The organism is Paenibacillus sp. HJGM_3, assembly GCF_045062745.1.
In the GTDB taxonomy this organism is placed as follows: Bacteria; Bacillota; Bacilli; order Paenibacillales; family NBRC-103111; genus Paenibacillus_AA.
The window spans coordinates 212,265-237,349 of the sequence record NZ_JBJGED010000003.1 but is presented as its reverse complement, the minus strand read 5'-3'; the positions used below and the strand labels follow the sequence as shown (position 1 = coordinate 237,349).

18 protein-coding genes are annotated in these 25,085 nt (G+C 55.1%); 2 read left to right on the top strand and 16 right to left on the bottom strand.

All coding sequences use genetic code 11. The annotated features are described in order from the left end of the window. Positions 1–10: 10 nt before the first annotated feature. The 4 genes from ACI5FR_RS05120 to ACI5FR_RS05105 are packed head-to-tail and all read right to left on the bottom strand — an operon-like array spanning position 11 to position 7,149. The gene (locus ACI5FR_RS05120) at positions 11–655 is read right to left on the bottom strand and encodes an SGNH/GDSL hydrolase family protein (protein WP_405451194.1); all 645 of its coding nucleotides are present in this window, start codon (positions 653–655) and stop codon (positions 11–13) included. An 18-nt stretch (positions 656–673) separates the two neighbouring features. Further along, positions 674–3,835 carry an alpha-mannosidase gene (locus ACI5FR_RS05115; RefSeq protein ID WP_405451191.1) on the bottom strand — a complete coding sequence of 1,054 codons (3,162 nt, stop codon included), beginning with the start codon at positions 3,833–3,835 and terminating at the stop codon, positions 674–676. A gap of 44 nt (positions 3,836–3,879) precedes the next feature. Next, positions 3,880–5,160, bottom strand: a complete 1,281-nt coding sequence (locus ACI5FR_RS05110) for an ABC transporter substrate-binding protein (protein WP_405451188.1) — start codon at positions 5,158–5,160, stop codon at positions 3,880–3,882. A 60-nt stretch (positions 5,161–5,220) separates the two neighbouring features. Further along, positions 5,221–7,149, bottom strand: coding sequence for an FAD-dependent oxidoreductase (locus tag ACI5FR_RS05105; RefSeq protein ID WP_405451185.1), 1,929 nt, complete (start codon positions 7,147–7,149; stop codon positions 5,221–5,223). A 287-nt stretch (positions 7,150–7,436) separates the two neighbouring features. Between ACI5FR_RS05105 and ACI5FR_RS05100 the strand changes: the two genes are divergently transcribed. Then, positions 7,437–8,471 carry a LacI family DNA-binding transcriptional regulator gene (locus ACI5FR_RS05100; protein ID WP_405451182.1) on the top strand — a complete coding sequence of 345 codons (1,035 nt, stop codon included), beginning with the start codon at positions 7,437–7,439 and terminating at the stop codon, positions 8,469–8,471. A gap of 431 nt (positions 8,472–8,902) precedes the next feature. Here the strand turns inward: ACI5FR_RS05100 and ACI5FR_RS05095 are convergent, their stop codons facing one another. The 10 genes from ACI5FR_RS05095 to ACI5FR_RS05050 form a co-directional block, all read right to left on the bottom strand. Then, complete coding sequence (locus ACI5FR_RS05095) at positions 8,903–9,853, bottom strand: N-acetylneuraminate lyase (protein WP_405451179.1); 951 nt, start codon at positions 9,851–9,853, stop codon at positions 8,903–8,905. Continuing rightward, positions 9,850–10,893, bottom strand: a complete 1,044-nt coding sequence (locus ACI5FR_RS05090; RefSeq protein ID WP_405451177.1) for a sialidase family protein — start codon at positions 10,891–10,893, stop codon at positions 9,850–9,852. Before ACI5FR_RS05090 ends, ACI5FR_RS05095 begins: the two co-directional genes overlap by 4 nt. Positions 10,894–10,930: 37 nt before the next feature. Further along, complete coding sequence (locus ACI5FR_RS05085) at positions 10,931–11,815, bottom strand: carbohydrate ABC transporter permease (protein ID WP_405451174.1); 885 nt, start codon at positions 11,813–11,815, stop codon at positions 10,931–10,933. Positions 11,816–11,827: 12 nt separating this feature from the next. After that, positions 11,828–12,796, bottom strand: coding sequence for an ABC transporter permease (locus ACI5FR_RS05080; RefSeq protein ID WP_405451171.1), 969 nt, complete (start codon positions 12,794–12,796; stop codon positions 11,828–11,830). An 87-nt stretch (positions 12,797–12,883) separates the two neighbouring features. Then, the gene (locus ACI5FR_RS05075; protein WP_405451169.1) at positions 12,884–14,416 is read right to left on the bottom strand and encodes an extracellular solute-binding protein; all 1,533 of its coding nucleotides are present in this window, start codon (positions 14,414–14,416) and stop codon (positions 12,884–12,886) included. A 159-nt stretch (positions 14,417–14,575) separates the two neighbouring features. Beyond that, positions 14,576–16,936, bottom strand: a complete 2,361-nt coding sequence (locus ACI5FR_RS05070) for a helix-turn-helix domain-containing protein (protein WP_405451166.1) — start codon at positions 16,934–16,936, stop codon at positions 14,576–14,578. 20 nt (positions 16,937–16,956) lie between these two features. Further along, positions 16,957–18,030: a GntR family transcriptional regulator gene (locus ACI5FR_RS05065; protein ID WP_405451163.1), complete on the bottom strand. Its 1,074-nt coding sequence runs from the start codon at positions 18,028–18,030 to the stop codon at positions 16,957–16,959. Between the two features lie 172 nt (positions 18,031–18,202). Then, positions 18,203–19,210, bottom strand: coding sequence for a bile acid:sodium symporter family protein (locus ACI5FR_RS05060; protein ID WP_405451161.1), 1,008 nt, complete (start codon positions 19,208–19,210; stop codon positions 18,203–18,205). A gap of 189 nt (positions 19,211–19,399) precedes the next feature. Continuing rightward, the gene (locus ACI5FR_RS05055; RefSeq protein WP_405451158.1) at positions 19,400–20,071 is read right to left on the bottom strand and encodes a YidC/Oxa1 family membrane protein insertase; all 672 of its coding nucleotides are present in this window, start codon (positions 20,069–20,071) and stop codon (positions 19,400–19,402) included. Next, positions 19,998–20,369 carry a hypothetical protein gene (locus tag ACI5FR_RS05050; RefSeq protein WP_405451155.1) on the bottom strand — a complete coding sequence of 124 codons (372 nt, stop codon included), beginning with the start codon at positions 20,367–20,369 and terminating at the stop codon, positions 19,998–20,000. The genes ACI5FR_RS05055 and ACI5FR_RS05050 overlap by 74 nt, the downstream gene beginning before the upstream one ends. Positions 20,370–20,849: 480 nt before the next feature. Between ACI5FR_RS05050 and ACI5FR_RS05045 the strand changes: the two genes are divergently transcribed. Next, positions 20,850–22,991, top strand: a complete 2,142-nt coding sequence (locus tag ACI5FR_RS05045; protein WP_405451152.1) for a hypothetical protein — start codon at positions 20,850–20,852, stop codon at positions 22,989–22,991. Positions 22,992–23,328: 337 nt separating this feature from the next. Here ACI5FR_RS05045 and ACI5FR_RS05040 read toward each other — a convergent pair whose 3' ends face one another. Both ACI5FR_RS05040 and ACI5FR_RS05035 read right to left on the bottom strand, forming a co-directional pair. Continuing rightward, entirely contained in the window at positions 23,329–24,201 is an 873-nt protein-coding gene (locus ACI5FR_RS05040) for a helix-turn-helix transcriptional regulator (RefSeq protein ID WP_405451149.1), read from the bottom strand. Positions 24,202–24,240: 39 nt separating this feature from the next. After that, positions 24,241–24,981, bottom strand: coding sequence for a phytanoyl-CoA dioxygenase family protein (locus tag ACI5FR_RS05035; RefSeq protein WP_405451146.1), 741 nt, complete (start codon positions 24,979–24,981; stop codon positions 24,241–24,243). Positions 24,982–25,085: the final 104 nt, after the last annotated feature.

Below are 25,085 nucleotides of genomic sequence, written 5' to 3'. Positions count from 1 at the left end.
AACAAAGGTTTTACACGCTGTAGGAATCCAATAGTTCCGACAAACAAGCCGCATACAAGTCGTGTCCCCGAGGCGTCAGGTGCACCCCGTCTTTCCTTCCGCAATTGTGTTCCGTCAAGAGCAGATCGGCCAGCGAGACCCCGTCCCTCAGGCGATCGCTCCAGTACCGGGCGATATCGGCCAATGGAGCACCGCTCGCCTCCGCAACATCCCGGACACCCATGCTGTAGCGATCGATCCAGCGCTGCGCTCCAAGCGGGTCGTGGTACCATTCCTCTGGATGCCTGGAATAGTAATACCCGGATGCATCCCCCTCGATGATGGGGTGAATGGTGCACAAGACCGGAAGACCACCCGTATGCTTGACCGTACGGCATATCGTCGTCAAGTTGTCTTGGAATTGCTGCAGCGGGACGCGCGGCTCATTCCATCGAACGGCCACGTGATCGTTCATGCCGAACGCGATCAAGCAAATATCCGGTTTCTGCGGAACAATCAGCGACAATCGCTCAAGAGCGCGGGATGAAGTTGCTCCATTCACGCCCGCATTCGCAACGCTCCAGCCGTATTTTTGACCCAGCTTATACAAGAAAGTATCTTCATTCCGTACATGAGCGCCTGCCGTTATACTGTCTCCGAGGCCGACGAGCCGCATAGGGGTCACCGCCATCCATCAAGGTTGTTGGGGAGTTTCTCCAATCTCGATTAAAAACGTCTTGATTTCATAAGGAGCGATCGGGAAACGAAGAACGGGTTGCGTGCACTTCTCCCCTATGGGGCGTTCCAACAAATCGCACTCCTGCCATGAATGAATGGGCAACCTGCTGGCGATTTCCACAGAATCGCGACCGCCTGCAAATTCGTGAAGGCGCAGCACGACACGTCGGCTATCCTCCGCTTTTTTCACCGCATCGATCATCACGCTGTCTGTATCGGTTCGGAACAGCGACATGCCCGGGTGCAAGGGTTTACCCTCTCTATAAGTAAGCGGGTTGTTGAGCTGCCACGCCTCGCGAACCGTATTCCCCTCATACCACCCGCCGATATGCGGCAGCAAAGCATATGTAAAGGTATGCTCGCCTTGATCCTGCGTCGGATCGGGACGGATCGCGGATTTGATTAAGGTCAGCCTCATCGTATGGCCTTTTATGTCATAGCCGTATTTGCAGTCATTCAGCAGGCTGACCCCGTACCCATGCTCCGACAAATCCGCCCACTGGTGCCCGACCGTTTCGAATTTCGCAAGATCCCAGCTCGTATTCCAATGAGTCGGGCGCTTCACGTTGCCGAATTGAATATCGTATGTCGCTTCGGTGGCGCGGATATCGACCGGGAACGCAACCTTCAGAAGCTGCTGCCGCTCGTGCCAGTCGACGTTCGTAACGAAATCGATCCGGCGGCTGCCGCTGTAGAGGATCATGTCCTGCACGATCGCCGAGTTTCCATAGGTCCATTCGAATCGGACCACCGCACGGAGCGGCCCCGCTTCTTTCACGTCAATCCGCTGAATCCCCTCGATTTCGCGCATCTTTTCTTGGTAGAACAGATCGATATCCCAGGCATCGTGCATCAAGGGCTTATCTTCGAAAACTTGCCATACATTGCCGCGAGCGCCCTTCCCCAATACATCCCGCCCGGCTTTCTTATCGTACAGGCGAATGAGCTGGCCTAGCGGGTTCCACTCCAACTCATAATACGGCGTCGATATTCCGGAGGGTTGAACGGTGAAAGGTACGGGCTTCTTCGCCGGTTCGATTCCCGAAGTTCCTTCCCTATATCGGACCTCACCGTAGCCCATGGAAGGGAGTCCCGAAGTCTCCACCAACCAATAGCCCTCGCAGCGCTGGGCCTGGAGTTCTTGACCTCGGCTATCCGTCCAGAGGCGCTCCTCCCGATCTTCCGACTCAACAAAAACCTTCAATAAATCGGTACGCTCCCAGTTCGCCGAATTGATGACGGTCATCGTGCCGCTCGATTCACCGCCGCCCGCCAACGACTCCGCGGCTCCCTGCCATAGGTTCGTGACGATACCTGCCGCTTCCTCATATTCCTCGCGGCTATCCTCATACACTTCATGGATGGACGAGCCTGGAATAATGTCATGAAATTGATTGCGCAGGACGATCTTCCAGCCTTCCTGCAGCTGCGCCTGCGGGTAGCGGGTCCAATCGGCCCCGAGCACGCTCTCCAGCGTGCAGAGGAATTCGGTCTCGCGGTACAGCAATTCCAGTTTGCGATTCATTCGCTTATTGTGCGCTTGGCTCGTTAACGTGCCGCGGTGGTACTCCAAATACAGTTCTCCGTCCCAGCTATGGACGTACTCCCCGGTCTCCGCTACCGTTTGCTGCAGCTTTTCGAAGTAATCGTCCGCCCGGCTCATAACCATATTCGGGATGCCGGGCATTTCCGCGAGACGGCGGCGATGCTCCAGCATCTCCCGGTTCGCTCCTCCGCCTCCGTCGCCATAGCCGAACGACATCAGCAGATCCTTGTTCAAGCCTTTATCGTGATACCGCTCCCAGAGCCCCAGTGCGGTCTCGGCTCGGAGCACGCCGTTGTACCCGTGGCGCTTCACGTCCTTTTGCCCCGGTCTAGGCGTCGTGATGAAATGAGCCAATACTTCCGAACCGTCGATCCCCTTCCACATAAACGTGTCATGCGGCATCTGGTTGTACTGATTCCAGCTGATCTTCGTCGTCATAAATGTAGGGATGCCGGACTTCTGCAAAATTTGCGGCAGGGCCCAGCTGTAACCGAACACGTCGGGCAGCCATAAATAAGTGCAGTCGACTCCAAACTCTTCCTTCAAAAATCGGGTGCCTAGTAGAATTTGACGGACCAGGGATTCCCCGGAAGGCACGTTGCAATCCGCCTCCAGCCACATCCCCCCGGATGCCTCCCAGCGTCCATCGTGCACCCTGGCGCGAATCTGCTCATAAATTTCCGGGTAGTCCGTTTTGATGTATTCGTACAGCTGCGGCTGGGATTGCAGGAATACATACTCTGGGTACTTCTCCATCAAACGCAGGACGGTAGAGAAGGAACGCGCCGCCTTTTCTCTCGTATGCCTAAGCCGCCACAGCCACGCCACGTCGATATGCGTATGGCCGATGCAATGCACGGTTACGGGATGACGCTTCTCCAATCGGCTCCATTGATCTCGCAGCAAAGCGCGGGCCTCCGCGACCGAATCGTAGAAGGCGTCCGATCCCGGATTGGCCCAGTCCACCTGATTCATCGCATGATTCAGGGCTTGGAGCAGCGAATGCCGCTCCGCCAGTCGTTCGTCCAGCTCCTTGACCGTCTCTATGATCGCCCAGCCCGTATAGTAGAGATCGTCTGCCGCCTCGTCCAACCAGGCGATCTCGGCCCGCTTCAGTTCCAACTCCCGCGGCTTCGTCGATCCTCCGCCCGTAAGTCCCGACCATATTCGGAATCTCAGGGAGGGCGAAGTTCCCGCAGCATTCTCTGGGAAAAACACTTCTTGGTGGTTCGCGTCCACGCCCTGGTAAGGGGAGCCGTTCATATACAGCAGAGCTTCACATGAGGCCCCCGATGCACCAACGACGCCGAATTCGAACAAACCGACGACCGACCGCCCTTCCCACGTTGCGGGAATGTCCACATCCGCCGCCAACCACGCATATAGATCGTGGCCCTTCCAGCGGTCGCCGGGACGCATCTCATTCCATGGGCCGCCTTCGGGAGGATACGTTCCATTCTCGCCTTTCTCGTCGATTTGAAAGCGGAAAGCTGGGATTTTCATAGCATCCCGGTATCGGAAGCCCGCTAATTCCCGGATCCGGAGCGCCAATTTTTCTTCCGTAAAAAACATCGTATTTCCCTCCACAGCTGTATATGAAGTCGGTTGGCAAGCAGTTACTGCATGACTTTCAGTCCCAGCCCGATCTGCCTATTGGCCTCATCTTCCGCCTTCCGGAGCACGGTATTTACATCGACGCCGCCGCTGAGCATTGGAGTCAAGGCGTCCCGGTTGAATATCGATTTGGCAATACCGTCGTATGGGGTAAAGGGGACCGGCTTGGCGATCGTATCTTTGAACAACGCGGCCAAGTTTTTATTCTCCAGGCCGGGGATGCCTTTTCCGTATTCGCTGCGCACCGTTTCGCTTTTGAGGATCGGAATTCGGCCTTGTCTGGCCAGTGCGATCCCGACCTCGTCGGATAAAAGATAGGAAATGACCTGGAAGGCCGCATCCTTGTTTTTGCTTGTCGGCGGGATGGCATAAAAGGGAGCGTTCATCTGCGAGCTGGCCTCCATTCCGCTGAAATGGGGCAACGAAACGAGATCCCAATTTAATCCGCTCGCTCCGGCCGCCGCCAATTCCGTAATATAATTCGGACCGGTACGCATAGCCAATGTCTGATTTTTCAGAAATGCGGTTTTTTCGTCCACAGGCGGCTGGTTCCCGGGAATGGAGTAGAACGCTGTCATCACTTTCAACCAACGCGCCCATTGATCGTTGTTAATCGTCGCCTTATTCGTCTTGGGATCGACAAAGGTGAGGCCCAATTGATTTTTATAAACCATATTAAGAAAGTTATAATGAAACCCGTTATATTGGACTCCGCCTTCGGTTCGGACTAGCCTTTTGGTTAATTCGAACAACTCTTCCCACGTCATGCCGTCTTTCGGATAGGGGACCCCGAACTTGTCGAAGATCGTTTTGTTGTAAAACAGCGCATTGTTGTTCAGCTCGAACGGCATCACCAGAAAGGCGCCGTTGTCGGAATAAGATTTCACTACATCCACAACCCCTGGAGCAAGCCGGTTCAGGTCGAATTTATAGCTTTGGATAAAGGGGGTGAGATCGGAAAGCAGCTGCAAATCCTTCAGCTTCGAGAGCCCGCCCAAGGACATAGAGATGATGTCGGGAATTTCACCGCTTGCGGTGACCTCATCGATCGTAGTCCCTTTTCCGCTTTTAATGATTTTCAAAGTCACTTGCGGAAATTTCTTGCGCACCAATTCATCAATGGTCTCTGCGGACACGCCGGGATCCTCTTTAAAAAAGGTTAACGTTAGCGGACCCATATTTTCCAACAAAGTTTGTTGTTTATCGCTCGTTGGCGGATTGCTTTTATCCGGGTTGTCGTTCTCGTTGCCGCTGCTGCATCCGACCAGAAACACCAAGGCCATCGCCAGGACCGCCAAAACACACTTCTTCCATACCCGCACCCAAATCACCCCGATTATGATTTATATAGCTCTTGCGTTTCTCAACAACGTATACAGCACGACCAGTAATTCCCCTCTGGTAACGGTTTCACGTTCTTCCGACAATTGATCCGAAATGTTCACCCCAAGTGCTTTGGCGGCAACACGTGACCATCTTCGAACCATCGATCGGCTTAATAACGGGTTCACCTCCCAATATTCGGATGGCGAGAGATCATCCGCTTTCGGATTTCTCGGCCCCATGTCTGTTCCCGCAGGCAAGATCCCGTTTGTGGCGGGCAAACAAGGCATCCTGTTGCCGCCTTCGAATCTTCTTGCCGTACTCACCCAACGTGATGCTTCGGCTACAGTGATGGGCTCTCCCAATTCGGCGTTATAGCTCGTAATGAACCCTTTGGTCCCGAAATACTGGGCCGCTTTACTTGTTTCCGTTCCCAGCTCGACATCCTTGAAATAAGTGATGACCTGGTTGTCGCGCAGCAACTCGTCCTGCAGCCGGTCGATCGAGATGCGGCGTACCGTAACCTCGGAGGAGAGGCTTACATCCGCCGCAACCCCGGCGGCATAACCCATCTGCATCCAGCAAGGCTCCATGCGGATCGTGCCGAGCCCCATATGAGTCGCGGAGACGGCCACCGGCACAAGCAGGTTGTCGATTCTCTGGGGGACCATCACGCCGTAGGGAACTTGATAAATCTCTGTAATCCAGCCAATCGCCATAAACCCTTCCAGGGAGAGATGGCCTCCGGTCCGATCGCGTTTGCGAGCGGCGTGTGAATCGATTCCGTAGTCTCCAGCCGCTATACTGTCGTAATGGATAGGCGCTCGGCCCAAGCCCGGCGCCAGCCTGGCGTCATTCTCCGTGAACACGTACTCTCCATGAATCCGGCGCGCTTCCCGAACGTACATTTGCGGGGGGAAGTGGTCCGTGTCTTCGAATTCATCCGCCGCATACCCCCATTGTCGGGCATCTTCGCGGAACCCGGCAGGCAGCTCCTCGTCATTTTGCAAGAACCACAGCAATCCCTGTATGTACTCCCTATGCCGCTTGACAATGCGCTCCCTTTCTTCTCGGCTGCCCTCCGGATAATTCAAATTTTCCTCCGGCAAGTCGGTAGACAACATGCAGTTGTGATGATTGTTGGTATCCGATTTTCCATTCGGGATCTGTACGATATTAATCACTTCATTAATCGCTTTCTGTCTTCCCGCAAGCACATCGTCCACGAGGCTGCTGTAATCCGCCCGGTTGTAGTTGGCCGGTTTTCGGAAGGGGACTTGATTATCAGGATTCTTGGTCAGACACAGCCGAAAATTATACGCCTGGATCCATTCATCGCCTTCCCCGGTGCTGCCCGGCAAAATTTCCTTGGTCCTGAACACCTGATACAATTTCCCGGCGTATTCCTCGTTCCACTCGTCCCGGGATTCCCGTCCTAGGGAATAAGAAACGCCCGACTTGGCGGCCAGGTCTCCCTCATATGTCGCATCGATGAAGACACGGGCCTTATAGGTTACGTTCTCCCCTCCGTTCAACGGATGTACGGTAATAGCGTGAAGGCTGTTTCCATCCATTTCAACAGAGGCGAGCTCATGGGAAAGGAGTAGTGTTAAGTTCGGTTCCGCGTTCAGCATGTCCCTGAGCAGCCGCTTGGCCACGGACGGCTCGAACCGCAGCCCTTTGCGGCAATGGACGACTTGCTCCGAATCCGGTCCATAAGTTTCTGTGTAATAGGCGAGTACCTTGCCGGCATATTCCCTGAATACCGACCCTGCCGCATCCAGAGAGTGAATATCCGTCATTCCGAGACCGCTAGTCATGAGTCCGCCATAATAAGCGCTGGGTTCGATCAATACCGTTTGCCTCCCCCGTCTTGCCGCAGCAAGAGCCGCACCAATTCCCCCAGGCGTTGCTCCCAAAATGACAACCTCCGTACTGTGAATCGACATTACCCTTTGTCTCCCTTCTGGAAATAAGAAGCCCTTGATGTTTTGTTAACTTGTTAACCTAATGTTTACTTCGTTAACCTAAACACATAGTACATGAGACTGGATGCGTTTTCAACACATTTTTATTTTTGATCGTTAGATGAACGGCTTATATTACCGGTAATCAAGGTTAACACCAGGTTAACAATTTTATGTCTGTTAAATGATTAGGTTAAAATGTTTATTTGATTAGTTAACAAACATCAAGTATGATATGTAGTAGCACAATACCTAAGGAGAACAAGATCATGCCGACATATGAGGATATCGCTAAGATCGCCGGAGTTTCCAAAGCCACGGTCTCCCTAGCCTTATCGGACAGCGCCAAGATTTCATCGAACACCAAATTCAAAATTCGAAATATCGCCAAAAGCATCGGCTATAACATAGACAAAATCGAATCGGCTAAGCAAATTCGAAACCGCTCCATTGGGATTTTGTATTTTAGCGAAAATCCGGATTTCGAGAAAGATTTTTTCCGAGATACTTTATTAGGCATTTCCGAGGACGCTTCGAACAATGGCTATGATGTAGTTTTTATAGGGATTCATTGGCGGATAGGCGAAGATTTCAACGATGATGTTGCGGATAAAGTAATGCGTACCGGTGTAGAAGGCATTATTGTCCTTTCCCGCACGGCTAATCTGAATGGGTTCGGCAGGTTAATGGAGATGCGGTTTCCGATGGTGTTCGTAGGAGACCGGAAGGTTGTCGGATTCGATAATCAGCTGTACAATGTGTGCTCCGATAACTACAACGGCGGGAGAATGGCGGCTGAATATTTGCTCGGTCTAGGACATCCCGATCTGGCGCTCGTCAGTCTGCACACCCCGCCGCACTGGGAACTGGATCGAGCCAACGGATTTTTCTCGCAAGCCAAAAATGCAGGGCTAACCGATATCGAAACGCGAAGTGTGCAAATCTCCGACCCGTTCGACCCAAACGACCCTAGCTGGGCCAAGCTGGCTGAACTGAATCCTAGCGCGATCTTCGCCATTAATGCCAGGGCCGGGATTTCGATTATCCATCATTTGCGTTTGGCGGGAAAACGAATCCCCGACGATGTTTCCCTGCTAGTCTTTGACGATTTCTCCGCGTTCCCTTACGAGAATCCTCCTATCACCGTCATCAAGCAGGATAAGGAGGCCCTCGGCAATTTGTCGGCCAAAGTGCTGATCGATCTTCTCGAGAACTCGAAGGTCCCTCCCAAGCAAATGCTGATTTCCACTCAGCTCATCGAGCGGCAGTCTTGTGCGCCGTATAAGGGGACTAGGACGAAGTAAAATAAGCTTCTATCGAAGTATTTCGGGGAAGCGGGTTCGTCCTTAGTGGTAGCTTATATGCCGATTCAGGAAACGTTAACTCCAATGCCTTGTTTCACGCTTTTATGTACGAACCGCTAAGTTCCCACTCTCGCACGTCTGCTCGGGTTAACATAAAGCCTTAATGGAAGTTGGTACGGAACGAGGTTCCGCTATCCCCCTCGAGAACAGAGAAATCGCTACCTCAAGGGAACGTGATTCCACTATTCCGGAGGAATCGGTTTATATGAGCGGGATATGAAGAGATTAAGGGAATGACGTTCTCCTTCACCCTCCCTTAGAGAGATTTTAATCCAATTAGCGGAACTACGTTCCGATCACCGGACGGATACAAAAAAGTCGCCCTCCGCTTAGCCAAGCCGGCTAAGGGAGGGCGATTTGTTTTCAGGCCGCTAAGGCTGCGGGTGAACCAGAACTTTCGATGCAGAGTAAAACGCCTCGAGCTCCGTCCGTTCACCGGATGTAAACTGCTTGAGCGGCATCCTTACGGCCGGGTTGCGGATGATGCCTTGCAAATACAGCATATATTTCTCGTATGGAATCACATCGTACTTCAACATGTGCGCAATGACGGCATTCGCTTGAGCCTGCAGGAGCTGAACCTGGCTGTATTCCCCACGGTTATGATGCTGATACAGCTTCGTGAACAAGGCCGGCATCATATTGAAGGTGCTGCCGATCGCCCCATCCGCTCCCATGAGAGCGCCTCCCGCGTACACTTCGTCATGGCCGTTCCAGATGAGGAACTCTTTTCCGCAACGTTCGCGGATTTGCTGCATCTCGAACAAATTTAACGATGTGAATTTAACGCCGATACATTGCGGATGGCGCGCCATCTCTTCATAGAAGCCGAGAGACAGTTGGACTCCGGTCGCGCCCGGGAAGTGATACACGATCATCGGCAGCGAGACCGCCGACATGATGGCCTGATAGTGGTCTTGAATTTCACCAGGACCAACTTTGTAATAAAACGGCACGACGGCGGATATCGCATCCACCCCGAGTTGTTCGGCATGACGGGCCAGCCGGATGCTTTCCTTCGTGCTGATACATCCCACGTGGGAGATGACGGTCACGCGGCCTCTGGCCGCTTGAACGACCGTCTCGAGCACAGCCATTCTCTCTTCACTCGTGAGCAAGAAGCCTTCCCCGGTGCTTCCCCCGACATAGAACCCGCGAATCCCTTGCGCGATTTGATGCTCGACCAACCGTTCGAGCGATTCCGGATCGAGACGCCCGTCCTTATCCATTGGGGTGACCAATGCCGTGAACACGCCGCGATATTTACTTTTCGGATCTGTCGCAATACTCATCATGCTCTCCATCACTGGCTCCTTCCTCATCCTAGCTTCGCCTTTCGAAATGTCCCTGCCGGAAAACGCGCTAAGGCGATCCGTTCATAAGGCCGGTTCTCTCCGCATTCATACAAACAAAGCACCGTTCCGTCTCCCAAGACTGCCAAATCGGAGTAAGCCGACGGTCCGGGATGCACCACTTGCTGCGCGGTCCAGGTCCGGCAGCCGTCGAGACTAATTTGCACCGTTAACTTTTCCCTCGTCGTGCTGGCCGGATTGGAGAACAGAATCCCTCCCAGGCCGTCCTCGATCACGCTGCCTTGACAGACGGGCTCGACCAACGCTTCGTCCATCGACATCTCTGACCACGACAAGCCGCCGTCCCTGCTGCACGCGAACGCCCGTCTGTTCACCCCATGATAGCTTCGCATATTGATGTACACCGAGCCATCGGGAAGCTCCGCCACCGCGCATTCGTTCGTCATAGCCCCGACGATGCCTCCGATCCGCCAGCTCGCCCCATGATCGTCGCTATAGATGACATGCGAATGATAAGGCCCCGACCGCTCCTCGGCGGGATCCAGCATAGCATGATTGCACGGGATGAGCAGGCGGCCGCTCCGGAGCTGCACGCCATGACAGGGACCCGTTGCATACCAGGTCCAATCCGGCCGCTTCACATCCGCGGTAATATCAAGAGGCGTAGACCAAGTCGCACCGTCGTCGTCGCTCTTCATCACGCACACGCCTCTAGCCGCTTTCCCGGCAAGTATATCGCGCTCATGCCCATCCTCCGCATTCGTGCACAGCAAGAGCCAGACGGTCCCCGTCTCCCGATCCTGGACCGGGCACGGATTGCCGATCGTGTCGGAACCATTGTCCGCGATCACCTGAACCGGCTCCCACGTCTCTCCCTGATCGAAGCTGCGGCGCAGGACGACATCGATGTCGCCGGCATCGCCTCCGCCATTCCGCCTCGCCTCGCAAAAGGCGAGTATCGTTCCCTTCCCCGTTGTCAGAATGGCGGGGATTCGATACGTGTGATAGCCGTTCTCTCCCGAAACGAATAAAGTTTGCGTCTGCAGCATGTCAGTCTCTCCTTCCGAACCCCGATATCGGCGCCAACTATCCCTTGATGGATCCCACCAGGACGCCTTTGACGAAGTACTTTTGAATAAACGGGTACACGACCAAAATCGGAACCGTGCTGATAATAATGACCGCCGACTTCAAAGCAGCCGCCGGAGGCGGATCCTTGATGTATTCGATCTGCGTTTCATCATGGACAAGGCCGGTCAGCAAAATATTGCGCATCACCACTTGGATCGGCTGCTTGCTCTGATCGTTAATGTAGATGGAAGCTCCGAACCAATCGTTCCAATGGTGGACGGCGTAGAATAGTCCGATCGTCGCGATGGCCGGCATGGACAGAGGCACGATGATTTTCCACAGGATCAAGGCCGGCGTAGCGCCGTCGATAACCGCGGATTCTTCCAATTCCTCCGGCAGCGTCATGAAGAAATTGCGCATGATGAACAAGTTCCAGGCGCTGATCAGTCCGGGCAGGATCAGAACCCACAGCGAGTCCTTCAACCCCAGCTTATCGATCAGCATATAGTTCGGAATAAGGCCTCCATGAAAAATCATCGTGAGAAAAATAATCAACACGAATACGTTGCGGCCGGGAAGCGTCCTGCGTGACAAACCGTAAGCCAAGGTCGCGGTGAACAGCAAATTGAGGAACGTGCCTACAAGGACCCGAAACAAGGTCACTTTGTATGCGTTGTAGATGATCATTCCGCGGCTCAGGAGCATCTCGTAGGCGCCAAAATCAAGCTTTTCCGGAACAAGGACGAACGCCCCCCGCCTCATCGATTCCTCGGCGCTTATGAACGAAGTGGACAACACAGCCAGGAAAGGGATGATAAACAACAAGGACAGCACGGCCAGCAGCACGACATTGAACACATCGAATGTGCGTTCGCCAACGGTAGGTTTCCATGTACGCATAGTCGGTCACTCCTACCAGATGCCTGTCTGGTTCATTTTTTTGGCGATATAGTTCGCTCCCAGAATGAGGAACATAGCCAAGATGTTCTTGAACAATCCGACAGCGGCCGCGAAGGAGTAGTTGAGCTTCGTCAAGCCTTCCCGATACACATAGGTGTCGATGATGTCCGACACGCCGTACACCGCGGGGGAATACAGCAGCAGCACTTTCTCGAATCCGGCATTCAGCAGACCGCCGATCGACAGAATGAGCATGATTACGATCACCGGGGTAATGCCCGGCAGCGTAATGTGCCATGCCTGGCGCACCCGGCTGGCCCCGTCCATTCGCGCCGCTTCGTACAAGCCGGGATCGATCCCCGTCATCGCCGCCAAATACAGGATGCTGCCCCAGCCGATGGACTGCCAGACGTGGGAAATGACCAGAATGCTGCGGAAGTAATCGGGATCTCCCAGGAAATGAATCGGCTCACGGCCAAAATAAACGAGGATCGAATTGACCAACCCGCTGTCGGTCGACAGCACCATCATGGTCAACCCGGCGACAACAACGGTAGAGATGAAATGCGGCAAATATGAAATTGTCTGTACGATCCTCTTGTACACGGCGGATCTCAACTCGTTCAGCAGCAGCGCCAGCAGGATGGAAGCGGGGAATCCGAAAAACAGCTTATAGCCGCTGATCAACAGCGTGTTCCGCATCACATTCCAAAAGTAGTACGAGTTCCAGAACCGGACAAAATGTTTGAACCCGACCCATTCGCTCGTAAAAATCGCGCTCACGCCCTCAAACGGGGAGATATCCTTGAACGCAATGATGACACCGAACATCGGGATATAGTCGAAAATCAAAAAGTAAAGCAGGCCGGGCAGGATCAAGTAATAATAAAATCGGTGAATCTTAACGGCCGGCCACAGCCTCCTTTTGGCAGCACGCTCAGTACGGGAGGATTCGGATATCGCTGCATTCGCGGGTGGCATAGGCTCTCCTCCTTTCTACCCCGATTCACGGCAGCCTGGGACCGAAAAGGTTCGGCACAAGCCGCCGTGGAACAGGGCTTCTTCCAATTACTTCTTTTTCTTCTCGTTATACTGTCTCGTGTATTCCGCGATCCACTTGTCGAGGCCGGCCTTATTGAGCTGGTCGATATATTTGTCGAACTCGCTCAAGGGTCTTGCGCCGGTCACGAATTTAACCAATTCTTCGCTTCTCAAGCGGTTGATATCGCTCAGGGTCGGGATGTTGTCGGCCAGCTTTTGCTTGTCGTACATGATCGTAGCATCCATCGGCATTTTCGCGACTTCCACCTTTAAGGCGTCTTTCGTCAAATAATCGGCGTGCATTTTCTTAACCGGATCCTGGAACGCATACTTCAGCTCGGTGGCCGTTCCCAGAGAAACCATATATTCGCCTGCGTATTGCAGCTCTTTCTCCTTCAATTCGATATCGAATTTGCTGTTGCCGATATAGTTCCAGTTCGTCCCGAAGGCGGCGGTCAGATGATTGGTCGGGATGTCCTGATATTGATAGTTAATGAACTTCATCACGTCTTCCGGATGCTTCGCCTTCTTCGTAATGACCATGGCCCCCGTGCTACCCGGTGAGGCGGTCATTATTTTGCCTTTCGGCCCCGTGATATCCGTCGTCTTTATATAATCAGCCTCAGGCGGCAGGGTAGGCTTGATTTGCGGGAACAGCAGCGTGATCCGGGAATACCACAGGGACGAAGTGCCTACCCGGTTCGTCTTCAGCAGCTCGAGCGGATCGAACTTGGCGAATGATTCTTTGTAGATGTACCCTTTCTGGTACCAGTCCGCCATCTTGGCCACGAAATCCTTGAACCCGGGAGCGAGCTCCACCGGCTTCAGCTTCTGATCCGCCGCATCGAACCAGTTGCTGTTTCCATACTCCGTGAATCCGCCCATCAGGGCATTCTTAATCCCGTTAAGATCCGTGATCATCGGGATCGTATCGTCTTTGCCGTTCCCGTCAGGATCTTTCTCTTTAAAGGCTTTCAGCACGGCCTCCAGCTCATCGATCGTCTTCGGAACCTGCAGGTTCAATTTTTTCAGCCAATCCGAGCGGAGCCAGATCGGATAATGGACGGCCGGTTCGCCCCGCGGGATGCCCCAGATTTTCCCGTCCTTATCTTTCATATACTCCCAGGCTTTCTCCGGCCAAGCCTTCTTGATGTCCTGCCCGTACTTGTCGAGCAGGTCATTGAGTGGGATAATCGCACCTTTCGAGGCATAGTCGTCCCAATTCCCCTGGAAGGTATCGATTTCGTCATTGGACCCCAAGAGCAGGTTCAGCTTCTCCGCTTCCGCTCCCTTAGGCGGTACGATGGCGATCGGCTCGATTTTGAGCTTCTCCATGTACATTTTTTTCATTTCCTCCAGCTTATCGGGAACGCTCCCCTCAGGCTTCTGGTTCAAGGCGCCGGTATTTTGATAGATGTAAATTTTGTGAATGGCCTTATCGGCCGTCTTGGACGAGTCCGGACTGCTCTTGGCATCGCCCTCGCTCGTACTGGAACAGGCAGCAAGTGTAGAAGCCGCCAGTGCAGTAATGACGCCCATGCTGATCGCTTTCTTTTTCATGCGGTTGATCCTCCCTATCTATATAATCTGCAAGGCCACGGCAACGAAGAGCCAAACCTTGCTCAGTGCTAAAATAGCATCCGATGGAAGCGCTTCATATAATAAAAATTGCACTTCCGTACAACGATTTCTACATGTCAAAAACGTAATATCCTTATATCAGGAACCGACCAGTTTTTTGTATTCGCCGGGGGTGAGTCCCATCATGTCCTTGAACACTTTTATGAAATAATACGAGTTCTCGTAGCCTACTTGCTTGCTGACCTCATTGATCTTCATGTTGCTCTGCGACAACAGCTCCTTGCTCTTCTCGATCCGGACGCGCTTCAAGTACTCCACGAACGGCTGTCCCGTAATTTGTTTGAATAGCCGGCTGATGTAGGCGGGATTCAAGTTCAGCTGCTCCCCCACGGAGTTCAAGGAAATGTCCCGGTTGTAATCCCGTTCGAGAATTTCGATCACTCTGGCGATATGATGGTTCCCTTTCGCATTCAGTTCCTGTTCGATATAGACGGTTGTAGAGTGGATTAGCGAGCGGAACCATCGGCTGATCTTATCCAGGGATTCCTGATCGAGCAGCTCCCGATAGGGGTCCGCCCCGCCTCCGAAGATGGCCCGGATATCGGCCCCCAGCTGGTTGTAGGTATTCATAAACTCCGTCAGCAGCTGCACGAACAGCGGTTGAATCTGATTGTAATGCAGCCTCGTTCTATGGTCGCTGATCTCGGCTACGATCTCTTCGAAGATGCGCAGCGCTTCGGCTTCACGCGCCGTCTTGATGTGGGAGAGCAGGAGCTCGGCCTTCTGCTTCGGATAACTGAAATCGCTCCCGGTATCGATCCCGATCTCGTCGACGGAGATCACATTGCCTTTACCGTATATCATTCGGTATTTCAACGCTTCGAGCGACTCTTCGTAAGCTTGAGGAAGGTCCTGTATCGAAGGGCAGACGCGCCCTACCCCGATCGTAAAGTCTGCCTGCAGCTCCGCTTTCAGTTCGTCGAGTAAATGTTGAGCTAGCTGCTCCACCTGCTGACAGTCGGTTCCGCACCCGCTCAGCACGATCGCAATTTTATCTTTTTCGGCATGCACGAGAAAATAGCTCACCTGGATCGCACGGCTGTTCTGAATCGCATCCATCACCCGCATCATATAGAGATCGCCGGAGATCACATCGGGCTCCGAGTGCCGGTTCGAGCCGTCTTCCAGCATGAGCAGCAGCAGTACGAGGTCATGCGAACCGATCTCGATGCCGAGGTACGCCTTCTTCTTCTCTATCTCATCCAGGGTCAGGGAGTGCTTGTGCAGCAGCGAATATTTGAATTGTTCCCGGTAAAACGGCAGGCTTTCCTCCAGCTTCTCCTTATAGTAGTCCCGCTCGTCGATCGTCGACTGAACGAAGCTCCCGATGCGATGAATTTCATCGTTGTGCTCCGACTTCCGCTCCAGCCTGGCGCCTGTAAGGGCATTGAGACGCGATATCGGCTTGTACAAGCTCCGGGAGGAAATGTAGGACAACGCCATGGAGAACAGAATCAGAAGCAGCGCCGACCATATGATCGTCTGCTTGATCGACAGGGTTTCACCGGAAAGCGCTTTCAAATCTGTGAGATTGACAAAGGTCCATTGCAGCAGCGGCGATGTGGCATAGCTGACCAACATTTGTTGCTTATCCCGCTCGGTCACATAAGAGCCTGTATTCCCCAGAATCGATTCATTCTCCGGTACAAGGCTTGTCAATGGCTTCTGAATTTGGAGCGGCTCGCTGTGCAGCATGATGGTTCCGCTGGAGGAAACCGCAAAAATATGATCCTGGAGGTTCAGTTTGTCCACGATTTCCGAATAGATCATGGTCGCGTCCAGATTAATGATGAGGGCATTCCCTTTTTTGGCCGATTTGTAGACGATGGAGAGCAAGCTCTTAGGGATCGACTGACCTTGCTGCACCGTTCGGGTATCCAGGATAAACGGGTTATCCGTCCCACCGGCTAATGCTTCGTACCACTCGGTATCGTAAAACGACTGCAGAGGAAACTGACGGTTGAAGCCGCCGTTCTCCGAAGTGATGACGAGGCTTTTGCTGCTGTCATAGAAATAGACGGAATCCACGAATTCATTGGACATTTTAAACGCATTGAGCGTATAGAGCGCATTTTTCTTCGTTTCCAGATAGCTATAGAGCATGGGCAAGTCTTCCGGCGGAATTTCACCACTCAGGCTCTCATAGTAGCCGATGTTCGGAAACCGCTCGAAATCTTGAAACGATTGGCTGAGCCCCAGCAGCTGGGCATTATCCTTGATCCGCTTCAGCACGATTTCGATCGCATTGATCGTCTGGTTCAAATATTGCTGCTTGCTTCTCCCCGTCTCCTGCTCGAACGTTGTTGAAACTTTGTTGTAAGCCACTAGATTGGAAATCAGTGTTGGAATTACGGCAATCAAGATCGTCGTCATAATGAGCTTCAGATAAAACGTTCTTCGGTTCATCCGGCCGAACCACGGAATCCGTATTCCGGTCATGACGTTCCCACCCCACTCCATCAGTTCTTTAAAGAGCTTTCTCGGATCCATAATTCCGGCTGAAGCACTACGGTCTGGTTGTCTTGCGAAGGTCTCTCTTGAAGCAGCTGTGCGGCGAGCGCCCCCATCTCGTAGGTTTGGAATTTGACGGATGTCAGCTTAATGGGGAGCGTCTCGCAAATATTCGTATTGTCACAACCTACAACACCGATCTCCGAACCGACCGCAAGCCCCATTTCGGCCGCCGCATCGCAGACGCCCTTGGCGATCCCGTCATTGAAGCAAAAGATCGCATCCGGTCTTTCCTCCATCCGGAGCATACGCTGAGCGCTGATGTAGCCCTCCCCTTCGGTCTCGAAGGTGGGTTCGAAGAGGACCCATTCCGTGCGAACCTGTATGTTCGCTTCCATCAAGGCGCTGACATACCCTTGGTACCGCTCCGACGATGTGGAATAGACGGGCCTGGAAATATAGGCGATCCGCTCATATCCGTTCGCAATCAGGTGCTTGGTCGCAATGTACCCGGCATAAAAATTGTTCGAAATGACTCTGGGTGCTTGAATTCCTTCTACGAAGCGGTGGCAAAACACGAACGGTATGTCGGCTTCCTGCAGCCTGTAGAAGGGGTTCAAGTCGACGGTTCCGCTGATGGCCGGTACGATCACGACCCCCTGCACCCCGCTCCCGGCGAGCTTATGAATATACTTCGTCTGCTTCTCGTACTCGTTATCTGTATTACAGATGATGAGATTGATCTCGCGGTCGCTCGCAATATCGCTGACTCCGCGCACGATCCCCGGGTAAATGTAATGCAGAATATCGGGAATGAGCAGCCCCCAGTTCGCGATTCCCTTGTCGGGTTCGATCGTACGGCCGGTCGGCTTCTCCGTAACATATGTACCGCTGCCGTCCCGCGCATACAGCAGCCCTTCCCCGATTAGTTCCGAGATCGCCCTCTCGATCGTAGTGCGGGCTGCCTGGTACGTCTCGGATAAAATCGTTCTCGAGGGCAGCCGGTCGTGCGGCTTCAAGGAAGCAATAAGCTGAACCAGCTGCTCTTTCACTTGCATGTAGCGGAGCGAATTCACATTCACAGGCTTACCTCCGTTATTCCAACCTGTATGTTTGATATATAATCATGCATACTGATTATTATACATGCGGGGAGCCATTTTTTCCACAGGTTCAAGAAAAAGGACAACAAAAAACCACAGCGGATACCGAAGTGGGTACCGTTGTGGTTTTTAATTGGCTTCAATTGAACGATTACTTGCGCTCCATCCCGATCGCAAGGTCGCCCGAGATCGGCTCCAATGGACGGGTCGGCTTCCCCGACAACAAGCGCGAACGGCCGAAGAACAAGTAGCCGAAGAGCGAGGCGAGCATCTGCTGGCACAGCATTCCGATGATCGTCGGGAGGGCGACCGCCGGCGGGAAGAACGTAATCGCGAGCACCGCGCCCGCGCTGTTGTTGCGCATCCCGGAGTTGAACACCATGCTCACCGTCATGTCCCGGCCGAGCCCCAGCAGCTTCGCCATCGCGAGCCCGAACCAGTACCCGAGCGATACGACGAACACGCACACGAGCGCAATGTAGAGCACGTCGAGATTCCAGACCGTCATGTATGGCGCGATGAAAGAGCTGTTGATCATGATGACTGTGATCAGTCCGATCTTCGAGAACGGCGCGAGCTTCGGGCTGACGGTCGTCTTCACCTTACCGCGCGTGAGCTGATTGAGCAGCATACCCAAGATCGACGGCACGACAACCATCCAGACGAGCTGCGTTAGCATCCCGATCGGATCCATCTGCACTTTGGCCCCCACGAGCAAGGAGAGCGTGAACGGTACGATAAAGGGAGACAGCATCGTATCGATCAAGATCATGGAGAGCGTAAGCGCGGTATGGCCTTTATAGATCGACACCCACATGAAGCTCACGATCCCGGTCGGAATGCACAACACGAGCAGCAGCCCCGTAATCGTAAGCGGGCTGTCGCCGAAGGCTAGATGTCCGGCCCCCCAGGCGATGAGCGGCATGACGAGGTGCTGGCTGATCATAAACACGATTATCGGCAAGGGATGCAGGACGACGCGCTGCAAATCCTTGAGATTCATACTCAAGCTTCCGGCGAACGTCATGAACGCGAACACCCAGGGAACCCACGAAGTGAAATGCGAGAATACGTTCGAAGCCAGCAAGCCCGTGATCACGCTGAGCGGTGTGAGCAGTGGAAGCCACTTCTCCAGCTGTCTATTAATCGTCGCTAACATAGGTGCCTCCCCTTGAAGCGCGGTGTCTCTATCAGATCCGTCCGTTATTAAATCCCGGGGCCCCCGCAAAGTATTAGGAATAAGCTACGAAGGCCTACTTCACTTTGTGGGGTTTACTAACAGATACAGACTACTCCAAATCGAACGAGCCGACAAGGGGAAAATGTATGCTATCCGGCAAGAGCCGGCTCACTTGGCGAGCAGAGCCCTCCCCCACCGCGTGCGGTAGAAGCCGCGCTCCAGAAGCCCGAACGCCGTGCCGGCCATCCAATACAGCCCGAGCGCGATCGGCGACCGCCACATGAAGAGCAGCGGGAGCAGCGCGACTACAGCCGCCAACACCCAGCGGCTCGCGCCGGAGGTTACGGCCGCGTTCATCGACGCTGAGGCTTCGGTGAGCGGGATGAGCGCGGTCACGAAGCTGAACAGAGCGGTCGCCAGCGGGACGACGTGGTACGGATCGGCCATGGCGAGATGGGCGGCCCAAGGCAGCAGGACCGACGTCATCGTGCTGCCGTGCGTCACGAGCAAGCCGTACATGCCCATCAGGACGGGCATTTGCACGAGCAGCCCTACGAAGGGCTGGAAGGGCCGGACGCGATGCTCCTGGTAGAGCTTCATCGTCTCGGCCATCAATTGCTGCGGAGCGGACGCGAGCCGCTCGCGCATCTCCTTCAGCTTCGGCTGCATCGCCGAGCTGCGGACTTGCTGGCGGGCGACCAGCAGGTTGAAGTAGGACAGCCCCGTCTTGACGAGCAGGGTCAGAGCAATGATGGCGATCCCCCAATCATGTGTTAACGCATGAAGGCCGGAGAGCGGCGGAACGAGGATGGCGGATATAGAGTGAAACCATGTATACATCTGTAGATTCTCCTTTGCGGAATGACTTCGTTACGAACCGTGCACTCGCGTTCGTATCCGAAGCCGCTTCCTCATCGGAGCGGGAATCTCGAACCCCGGGCTGTTTGCGCCGGAAGATCCTCCTGCCTGGAGAGATGGGGAACCAGGCGCGGTCCGGCACAGGCGTGGCCGTCCGGGAAGGCTGCACCGAGCGATGCGACTCCTTCCGGCTCGGCAGCAGCACGCAAGCTCCGCCGACCAGCCACGCTACACCGGCAATAAACCAGAATAGCGCAGAGAAGTCCATTGAGAACTCCATCGCCCGTTCATCTCCTTCCGTTCATAGTGATAGTAAGTAAGTAATACGTTGTGGAGGGCAAAAGTTTCAGAATGTTAAGAAACAGGGGATCTGTAGGCATGGGGTCATTTTAGAACAGATGAAAAAATATCCGTTAATCTCTGAAACTTACGTTTTTCCAGGCTGATAAAAGAAAAATCTGCAGCTATTCCATAAAAACGGGCTGAAATTGGGTGACTTGGGACCAACAGAGGAAATTTTTTCATCTACTGCCTTCGCGGAAGGTTATGAGTTCAAATTAGATGAAAAAATTGCAGCTATCTCGGTGTATTCTCGCCTAACCCTTCCAAATTGGGGCGGCTTAATGGTGCTCTATCCCGCTCAGATCAACCCCAAAATTCATAGTATTAGGCTTCGCCGCATTGTGATAGAATGAGAGTGCTTACATCGTGACCTATACCATACCTGTAACTAAAAATCCCTATAGAGGGGGCCATGTCCATGGCCAGAGGAGGACTTATGGAAGGAAGAGCGCCTTATTCTTATTTCAAGCCCCGACGCGTAGCCAGTTGGTGGAATACGCTGGAGGACCTGCAATGGCCGCAGAAGTCCGTCCGGGACAAAATCAAACGCCGCGCCGAAGGGTTCGCCGAAGCCGGCATCGACACCGCCCTGAATTTCGGTTTCCATATCCGGTTTGATTTTGCCAACTATTTCGGCCAGCTGCACGGGTACTTGAACGAAGTATGTGAGGAGCTGCACCAATACGGCATCCGGTTCTTCGACCACTATTCCTGCAACCTCGTCGAGCGCCCCCGCGGGGCGGACGACACGGCGAGGCTGCATCGGGCGCAGCGCCACCACGTGCTGCTGCATCACGATCCGGTCGCAGCCGAATACGCCGGGTACCTCGGCTACCGGTTCCGGGACTTGTGCCAAGTCGACGTGCGCGACGGCCGGCCGGGTTACACGACGGCCTACCAGGCGGAGCTGTTCTGCCATAACAATCCAGCCTTTTTGGAGATGCACAGCAAGTACCTCGAGCGATTGACCCGCGAGGTCGATCTGGACGGCGCCGAAGTGGACGACATGGCGGACTACGGCTGGTTCTCCACATGCGCTTGCTTGCATTGCCGGGAACGCTTCCGGCGGGACTATGGGCATGAGCTTCCGCCCTTCGAGGACAAGTCGTTCTGGGGCGACACCTCCGGCGCACCGACGACATGGGGCAATTACGACAATCCCGTCTTCCGCGACTGGATCCGTTTGCGGACCGATATCATTGCCGATCATGTGAAGCTGATCAAGAGCTATTTTCCCGACAAGCCGCTGTCGACGTGCTGTTCCAGCACCGGTCCGATTATCCTGAACGCCGTCTCACTCAATCTGGAGAAAATGGTCCCCCATCTCGACTACGTCATGCTGGAGAATTGCGGGTTCGGCACCGGCAGCGTGCACTGGGTCCGTACGGACGCCGAAGCGCTGCAGCAGAAGGACATCGCCGCCCACATGGGAGACGCGCCTGCGATGGCGCTCAGCTATACGATCTTCGAGAAGGGTGGCTACCTCGGCTGGGCGCTCAGCCGGTTCTGGGGCGTCGCCAATTGGAGCAGCACGCTGCCCGGCCGGCTGGAGGCCGATCCCGTTCCGCTGCTCGAGACGCACGCCATCGTCGGCCCGCTGAACCGATGGGAGCTCGCGCACAGCGATCTCGACGGCCAGGCCGGCCGCGACGTCGCCGAAGTGCGGCTCGTGAGCAACCGCTACTGCCGCGACAACGGGTGGCGCGACACGGACGGTACGGAGCACTGGGACCGTGTGCTCCGCTGGTCGGGCGCGTTCGTCGAGCACAACGTCGGCTACCGCATCGTGCGGACCGACGAGCTGGCCGACGCCGACGCGCTGCGCTCGGAACGGACCCCGCTCGTGCTCGACGGGGTCGGCTGCGTGTCCGCCGCTCAATTCGCGGCGGTGCAGGCTTTTCTCGCCGACGGCGGCGAAGCGTGGCTGAGCCTGCCGTTCGGCACGCATGACGAGCGCGGGTTCCGCCGCGCCGAGCCGCTCTCGGACGCGCTCCTGGCCGCGTCCTATCCCGGGCTGCGGCTGCTGGACGCAGCAGCCGGCGGGGCTGCAGCGGCGGGCGAAGCCGCCGCCTCGAGCGCTGCCGCGAGCGAGGGCTCGCCTGGCAGCGAAGCGGCCATCGCCGCCGCGATTCGGGCGGCGAGCGGCTCGCACGCGGCCGCGGCGTTGGAGCGCCTGGCCGCGGCCGGCGCGTTCGCGCCGCGTATCCGCCAGGTCGCGGGCGATGCCCGCTGGGCGCTCCGACTGCGAGTACATGACGAGGGCCTGGTGCTGCACCTGATGAACCGCGCCCTCGAAGCGATCCCGCATCCGGAGTATACGGATGCGCACAATGGAGGCGTCGTGCTGCAGGACATCCGCTCGCTCAGCACGGACAACCGGCTCGTCTACGAGATCGACTTCGCCGGACTCGAGGCGGCGCCTTGGACAGCCGCCGTCGTCCGCAGCCCCGAGCTGGGCGAGGAGGCCCGCGAGGTCGCCGTCGAGCCGTTGTCCGACACGCGGGTGCGCGTGACGATCAAGCTGGACGGAGTCGACTTGTACGGCGTGGTCGGGAAATAGACATAGAAGAGGCTCTTGTAACGGGGATTCGTCAACGTTACAAGAGCCTTTTTTATCGGTGAGATCGCACAGGCATGACTCGTCGGAGTGTGCTCTAATTCGATTTTGCCTGCTTACGGCGAGGCCGTTGCCTGCAGAAGGAGCTCTAGTTCGATTTTGCCAAACTGGAGCATGACGTTGGAGTACAACCCTTGCAACTTTGCCTTCCAATTCTACAAAATCGAACTATACGCCCCTAATCCCGAGCGCACCCGGCTCTAAGTGGGCAAAATCAACTTACACGCGTCCACGAAATATCCAAGGCTGTGCACAGAGCACAGCTGCGGCTACATGCCAACTAATGCAAGCGAACATGGGCAGCCCGCCAGCTGCCCGGCGGACAGCCGTACTTGCCCTTGAATTCCCGCTCGAAGTGCTGGAGCGTATTGAAGCCGGAGGCGAAGCAGATCTCCGTCACCGGCAGCGCCGACACCGCGAGCAGCGACTTGGCGAAGTTCAGCCGCAGCTCCTTCACGTAAGCCTGGAACGTGATCCCCGCCGTCTCCCGGAACCGCTGGCTGAAGTAATTCGGCGACAAGCCGACATGCTGCGCCACCGTCTCGAGCGACAGCTCCTCCCGGAAGCGCAGCTGCACGTACGTCATCGCCTTGCGGATCAGCGTCTCGGTCGGCTTCTCGCCTGGACGAGGCGCGCTCCGGTCGGCCCTCGCCTCCACCCCATCCGGCGAAGTTCGGCGAAGCAGCTCAATGATGACGCGCTCCAGCGCGCCGAGCACGATCCAATGGCCGCCCAGCCGCTCCTCGCTCGTCTCCTGCCGGATCCGCTCGAACTCCGCTTCCATGGGGGCGAGGTCCGGCTCCTCGATCGTGCACGCCAGCTTACGCCGGTCCCGGAACAGGATGTCGAACAGCTCCGGCTTGATCGCCTCATACGAGAAGATGAAATTGTAATGCCTCAAACTCTCGCCCCGGTCGGGGATCAGCTCGTGAAAATCGGCCGGCGTCAGCAGGAAGAGCGATCCTCGCTGCAGCCGCACGGACCGGCCGTTCAAGTTATGCGTCCCCTCGCCGGAGACGACGAGCGCGAGCTCGAAAAACTCGTGCCAATGCACGTCGATCCGATGATCCGTTGCCCGGACGAAGAGACGGTAGGCGGAGGCCGGATGGTCCATGAATTGTTGATTCGTCAACCGCTTCGGCTCTTGCGCCACGACGCTCCCCCCTCGCCCATTCGTCTCCTTGTAGGGCCATTATACGTTGACGAACGGATTGCCGGCAATATCCCGGCCCCGGGCGAGCCATATTTTGAAGTTCGAATTCCGCTCGGGCAGTACCTTCGACTCGGTCGAGAAGTACCGCATCGTGTACCCGCACCGGCGGTAAGGGCTCGTGTTCGGCGTGGCGCCGTGAATGATGCGCGAATCGTGCAGCGAGCATTCTCCCGGCTCCAGCTCGAAGTAGACGGCCCGGGGATCGTCGCCGACGCCTTTGATCTGCGTACCGAACAGATTGTCCGCCTTGTCGATCTCCTCGTATTCGGAGAAGCCGTTATTATGCGTTCCCGGGATGACGCGCATGCAGCCGTTCTCCTTCCAGCTCCGGTCGATGGCGAGCCAGACGGTGACGATCTGGTCGAAGCGGTCGAGGCGCCCCTTCCAGTAAGCCGAATCTTCATGCCACGGCGTGGCCCGGCCTTTGTACGGATCCTTGCAGATGAAGTGGCTCGACCAGAGCCCGATATTCGGCCCGAGTATCGGCTCCACCAGGTCGAGCACCTCGTCGCTCAACAAGTACTCCAGCAGCCGCTCCTCGCGAAAATGCGGCGTATCGAGCTCATCGGACAGCTTGCTTCCCTTCTGAGCCAATTGCTCCTCGAATAGCGCCCGCAGACCGTTCATCTTCTCTTCGCTGAAGAGCGGCTTCTTGTGCAGCAAATACCCGTTCTTTTTGTAAAACTCCACTTCCTGATCGTTTAATACAGCGGTGGTCATAACCGACAGCCTCCCTGGTACGTGAGATGAACTTCTTGCTCCCACAATAGCAAATCCCGGAAAACGCGGCTGATCGGGACTTATGGAAAAGTAAACTTATCTTA